Genomic DNA, 5,095 nt, shown 5'->3' on the forward strand with positions numbered 1-5,095 from the left:
GCGTTCGAGCAATTAATTGAAACTCAAATTTGCCTTTTTCACGCGCTTTTCTTGATGGCCCCTCGCCAGGCTTGGGTAACAGGACAGCATTCATCAATGCGCGCATCGGGCCCGATCTGTATGCCCAATAAAACAGCTGGGAAACTAATGCCAGAAAGCGAGCAGCAGGCCTGCTGCCCAGGTCCCAGCCTTCGTCGTAAGTGAAATCGGTTCCGTACGGATAGTCCAACTGCGCGTTCGTGGCATGTACCACCCGCGTATTCACGATCGCCATGAAGAAGGGTCCAAGCCATGCGCCGGATTCAGAGCGCCGAACAACCTCAATATCTGGTTGGGTTACGCCGCTACGCCGGCCCGGCGGGCAGATGGCGTAAGGGTTTTTTAGAATGTACGCCACCTTGTCGTCGCGCGCAGCGTCATTGTGCATACCGCCGAGGCTTGAGATGGTACCGCCGCTAAATTGTCCCTTGAATGACTTCACTTCATTCGTTACATGCGTGAGCCCGCAGCCAAATTGCTTTCGTGCAATTTCGTTGAGAGACCAGACACCCAAATCTGAAGGCAAGGAATCGACGCCGCAACAGTTTAGTATCCTGGCGCCGGAAGCTCGCGCTTGAACGGCGTGTCGATCTATCATCTCCTCGATAAATGGTATCTCGCCGGCTAAGTCGCAATAGTCGGTCCCACTGACCGCACATGCCTCGATGAGCTCCTTGCCATAGAGTGCATATGGGCCAACTGTCGATAACACCACTTTGGTGCTTTCAACCATAGAACCGAGAAATTGGCGATCGCGAGCATCACCGATAATGATGGGAAGCGCTTCCGCGCCGGGGTCTAACGAAGCGCGCGTGGCTTCTAATTTCCGCTTATTTCGCCCACCTATCGCCCAGCGAAGACCGTCATCAACGCCATATTTTTGGTACAAGTGCTCTACTACGAGCCTGCCGACAAAACTGGACCCGCCCCAGAGGACAATATCGAATTTGGGTTTCCTGGTCATTATCGAAGTTCCGATTTTATTCCTGTTGCGCTGGGAATATGTGGTGGTGTACGTCAATCTTCATCGGTTTAATTTGATGTTTTCGCATTTGAGGCAAAAAAGACTTGATACTCAACTGCTTCTATAAAGCCACAGAAGGGTGTCGAGATGGATATCCATGACCGACAGTTCAAAGATAAATCTGGTTGGTTCTTCTCATCTTGATATCAGTCAATGCAATTCATTAAACATGCGACTATTGCTTTCTAGCCTGAATATTGCTCTTTGTTCAATGGGGAAGGGATCATAGTTATGTACGACCGCTTTGGGTCGGTTATCGCCGCTGATGAATTGAGTTTGAGCGTCTGTTTTCTCGTTAGCAGACTCTCGGTAAGCGCTGGTAGGCGGTAACCTTCGGCCAAGAGGCGACACTCATCAATTCAAAAATTATGTCTGTAGAAGTAACCAGGATTCGATCGAAAATTATCCGTCTAATTCTTTACACCTGCCAGGCAGCGATTAGCGCCTTTCCTGCACGCTCGATATCTGAGCTGGTGGTAGGTGTGCCGAGGGATAAACGCACCGCGCCACGGGCACGGCCTGCTTCAATCCCCATCGCTCCCAGAACGCCGCTCACCGTTTCGTCGTCCTCGTGACAGGCCGAGCCGACCGAGGCGGCTACCTCGGCCGCTGCATGCACCAGAAGGTCTCGACCATCTACTCCCGGAAAGGAGAGATTCAAGGTGTTAGGCAGGCGCTGTTCGGGGTGCCCGTTCAAGCACAGCTCGGGAATGGCCTCAGCTAGCAGTGTGTGTAACTGATCACGTAGAATGAGCAGCTGCCGAGTATGCTCTGGATTGCTTTCGTACGCGATACGGGCCGCCTCACCCAGTCCTGCAATGGCAGGCACATTCTCCGTACCCGGCCGTAAACCCGCTTCATGGCCCGCACCCACCAACACTGGCTGCATTGGTGTACCACGTCGCACGTAAAGTGCACCTACCCCTTTTGTCGCATAGAATTTATGTCCAGCAAGCGTAAGAAGATCGACACCGAGATCATCAACCGAAACCTGAATTTTTCCCACAGATTGCGCGGCATCGGTATGTAAAAGGATGCCCCTCGGGCGAGTTATGGTCGCTATCTCTTCGATTGGCTGGATTGTGCCTACCTCGTTGTTGGCATGCATGATAGAAACCAGAACCGTATCGTCCCGCAGGGCATCCGCTAGCTGAGCGGGATTGACCTGACCATACTTATCCACTGGAATTACTGATACCTTCCAGCCATCGTCAGCCAGACGTCGAAATGGCTGCTCTACGGCAGGGTGTTCAACCGCGCTGGTTATAATGTGTCGTCCCTTGTCACGTAACGCCCGGGTCGCACCACGTATGGCCAGATTATTGGCCTCGGTGGCGCATCCTGTAAAGATGACTTCGTCAGCTTGGGCATCAATCAAGGTAGCCACTTTTTCGCGTGCCTCTTCCACCGCCCGATGTGCTTTACGACCATAAACATGGGTGGATGAAGGATTGCCAAAGTGAAGACGTAGATAGGGTTCGATAGCATCAACAACCATAGGATCGACCGGTGTGGTGGCGTTGTAGTCGAGATAGGTGGGTGCGTTCATGTTGTGCTTCTCCTGGTATGATTTCATCCGAGCTACTACCATTAAGTAACTGAAAATATCTAATCGGTCTTAGCCTTTCTGATTGTACTGGTTACAAATCGGTTGATCCCCAATTTTTTAGTGGTGACCTCTGTTTGTATTCAGCTACTTAACACAAGACACCTGGGGTCTATTTTCCCGATAGCTGACGCTGAAAAGAGTGTATTGAGCTTCGTATCTCGGCCAGCAGCGGACGCTCAACCATTGACACGGATACAGCCACTTTGAATTAACAACAAGCGCTCATCGCGCTTCTCAACTAACTACAACTGCGGTTACTCACTGACCGGGCATTGCGTTTATGCTTCCTACCCCCCGCGTAGATTAGAAGATAAAATTTCCGCCCAAATTGAATGATGAGATTGATTCGTCATTTGCAAAATCTTCAACATCAAACAAATTATAAGCTTCAACTCTAAGACTGAAATGACGATTGAGCATAATCTCGACACCGGCTGCAAGTAAAAACCCGTTACTATTCTCGCTTACGCTATCAAATGGTCCGGATAAAGTAGTATCAGCGAAATAAATACCACCCTGGCCAAATAGATTCAGCCGTGATTTGTTATTCCTTGAACTATTGACCGTTAGTACAAGATTGATTGTTTCAACTTGAACGTCAATATCGGTCAAACTCGTTACTTCCGAATCCCCAGAATTGAAAAAAGACAGCTCATAACCCAAACGACTGTCCTCAGGCCGATACCCAAAACGAAAAATCGATGCATCGCCATCCTCGATATCATCATAATCAAATTCAGACTCTCCTATGGTAACACCAAGATAGAAAGCCCCGGCTAAACCAACACGCCCCGAACCAGTTGGTCGATAATACGCAGAGGAAGGTGGATACGCTGGGCGGTAAAAGGGATCGTGATAGTGATAGGGATAGTGGTAATAGTGTTGATGACGATCATTGTCGTGATCAATATTTTTCGGATTTGTGATCTCTTTATATTCCGGTGTGTTTTTTATGATATCTCCGTATTCAGAGTCACTTCCAGAAAAGGATGGAAAACTCAATATTGATAATATAAAAAGCATTAAGCAGCGGATGTCGACAGGTTTCATATAATTGACCTCTCTCCCACAGGGTACCCACTTTTACTGAATAGACCGGATTATTAGTAACATGCTAGTAAGCAAATCATGAGTTTTGATTTGGCATACTGATACGAATCAATATTTATAGTGAGAGTTTGTTATGGGTCGATTATTGCCACTGACTCGCAGGATTAAAAGGCCTACTTTCTCCAAAGGAGACGCTCAATGAACAGTACTGGAAGGCAATCTTCGGCCAGTTCCAGATGACCGTACCCCATGATGAGAGCCATCCCTGATGTGGGAAATTAATCATATCAGGCAACTCGTGCAGCGAACACTGCTGGCGGTATTTTGCCCAGTGATCGATGCGGTCTGACGTGATTGAAATGGGATCGCCAGTCGTCGATGGTTGATCGCGCATCGGCCAGGCTGGCGAACCAGTGCATGTCCAGGCAGTACTCTCTGAACTTTCCATTGAACGATTCGACGAATGCATTTTGAGTCGGTTTTCCTGGCTGGATGAAGTGCAGTTTGGTTCCAGTTCTCTTCGCCCAGAAGAACATGGCTTTACAGGTAAACTCGGGGCCGTTGTCGCAGACAATCGTCTTCGGTAACTTGCGCTCGAGCTGATCGAGTTCTCGGGCCAGGCGATAACCCGAGATCGAGAAGTCGACGATTTGCAGGACGATCTCGCGAGAGTAGTCATCGACGATATTCAATATCCGGAATCGGCGACCATTAGCGAGCTGGTCCGAGACGAAATCCATCGACCAGCGCTGGTTGACGGTATCCGGCACCAGCATCGGGAGCCGCGGCCGGATGAGTTTCTTACGACGCTTGGTGCGAACCTGTAGGCCTTCTTCCCGATAGAGGCGATAGGTGCGCTTTGGATTGACGACCAGACCTTCGGTCCTGAGCATATCGTGTAATGTCGGGTAACCGTATCGAGGATAACGTTCGGCCAGTTGCTTCAGGCGCGAGCGTAAGGGCTCGTCTTTCCGCTCTTTTAGCGGGCGCCAGGATTGCGGAACGGCTAAAGCCGACCAGGCGGCAGGCCCTGCGTTCGCTGTATCGACGGTTTTTGAGGTGTTCCACGGCCCGACGTCGATGCGCGGCCGTTACCACTTTCCCTCGAGCAGCTCCTTCAGTGCCGCCTTGTCGAGTTCGGCTTCGCCCAGCAGGCGTTTGAGCTTGGCATTCTCGGCCTCAAGCTCACGAAGGCGCTTGGCTTCGGAGACCTCCATGCCACCGAACTTCGACTTCCAGCGGTAAATCGTGTTCTCGGCGATGCCGTGACGGCGGGCGATGTCAGGCACCGAGGCGCCGGCTTCGTGTTCCTTCAGGATCGAAATTATTTTCTCTTCGGAGTAGCGCTTGCGCTTCATTTTGGGACCTCCCAG

3 protein-coding genes and 1 pseudogene are annotated in these 5,095 nt (G+C 50.5%); all 4 read right to left on the reverse strand.

Annotated elements, in window-relative coordinates; genetic code table 11:
* A partial coding sequence (locus OES20_18680) for a saccharopine dehydrogenase NADP-binding domain-containing protein (protein MDH3636718.1) occupies positions 1–1,003 on the reverse strand: 1,003 nt, incomplete at its 3' end.
* A 478-nt stretch (positions 1,004–1,481) separates the two neighbouring features.
* Positions 1,482–2,612 (reverse strand): cysteine desulfurase, encoded by a 1,131-nt coding sequence (locus tag OES20_18685; GenBank protein ID MDH3636719.1) that lies wholly within the window; start codon positions 2,610–2,612, stop codon positions 1,482–1,484.
* 363 nt (positions 2,613–2,975) lie between these two features.
* The gene (locus OES20_18690) at positions 2,976–3,722 is read right to left on the reverse strand and encodes a porin family protein (protein ID MDH3636720.1); all 747 of its coding nucleotides are present in this window, start codon (positions 3,720–3,722) and stop codon (positions 2,976–2,978) included.
* Positions 3,723–4,009: 287 nt separating this feature from the next.
* Positions 4,010–5,080, reverse strand: a pseudogene (locus OES20_18695) (IS3 family transposase).
* Positions 5,081–5,095: the final 15 nt, after the last annotated feature.

Source organism: Gammaproteobacteria bacterium (genome assembly GCA_029862005.1).
In the GTDB taxonomy this organism is placed as follows: Bacteria; Pseudomonadota; Gammaproteobacteria.